A 1,019-nucleotide genomic window follows, 5' to 3' on the forward strand; every position below is an offset into this window, starting at 1 on the left:
GGCTATGTTCCCTTTAACTGTTGTTATACTTAAAGTAGGCAACGATTGGAGGGAACTCCTATGCTTCAGTCACAGTTCCACAAGCTTATAAAACTGCTACCCAAGCTCACCGATAATCAATCTGTACTACTCGAACAATTCTTGAGAGGGGTTGAACCTGTCTCGCAAGTCATTCGTGAACTTGAACAAAGAGTCGTTGACTCCCCTGAATGCCCTCACTGCCATAGTTCACTCATAAATCGCCATGGCAAGGTTAATGATATGCAGCGATATCGCTGCAAAAACTGCCTAAAAACATTTGTCGCTACGACAGGTACGCCTCTTGCTCGATTGCGTTACAAAGAACAATGGGTTAACTACATGAAGTGTATGCTTGATAGTAAAGTGCTGCGTGTCAGTGCTAAAGAGTGTGGTATCAACCTGAAAACATCATTTCGCTGGCGTCATCGCTTCCTTGAATTCCCTGCAACGCTAAATGCATCAAAGCTTGAGGGGATCATTGAAGCAGATGAAACTCTATTTCCGTACTCTGAAAAAGGCTCAAAAAAGCTAACACGTAAACCAAGAAAACGAGGAATGAGAGCGCATAAGCGTGGTCGCTCTAAGGAGGATTGGGTTCCAGTTTTAACGGTCAGAGACCGAGGTAAGCACACGTTTGAGTCAATCTTGCCTGATGTAAAAGAAGAAACACTAGCCAAAGAGTTAGCAGGCAAGCTAGAAAAAGATAGTGTGCTCTGTACTGATGGCCATAAGTCTTACATTAGTTTATGCCTTAACAATGACTTAGTGCATAAGCAACTCAATATATCCGCAGGATTAAAGGTCATTGACCGAGTTTTTCATGTTCAAAATGTGAATGCTTATCACAGTCGCACCAAAGAATGGATGAAGCGATTCCATGGAGTAGCAACGAAGTACCTAGATCATTACCTTGGTTGGCACCGTTACATGGAAGTTACTGAAGAACTTAATGAAAACAGGATGTTAAGTCTTCAGCAACAATTAAAGGGAACATAGCC

At 42.4% G+C, this 1,019-nt stretch carries 1 protein-coding gene; it reads left to right on the forward strand.

The window, feature by feature from the left end; all coding sequences use genetic code 11:
* The first annotated feature begins 60 nt into the window (after positions 1 to 60).
* Positions 61 to 1,017 carry an IS1595-like element ISVal3 family transposase gene (locus tag R8O11_RS25340; RefSeq protein WP_086558361.1) on the forward strand — a complete coding sequence of 319 codons (957 nt, stop codon included), beginning with the start codon at positions 61 to 63 and terminating at the stop codon, positions 1,015 to 1,017.
* Positions 1,018 to 1,019 lie beyond the last annotated feature (2 nt).

The sequence above is a fragment of the Vibrio sp. 1288 genome (assembly GCF_033344475.1).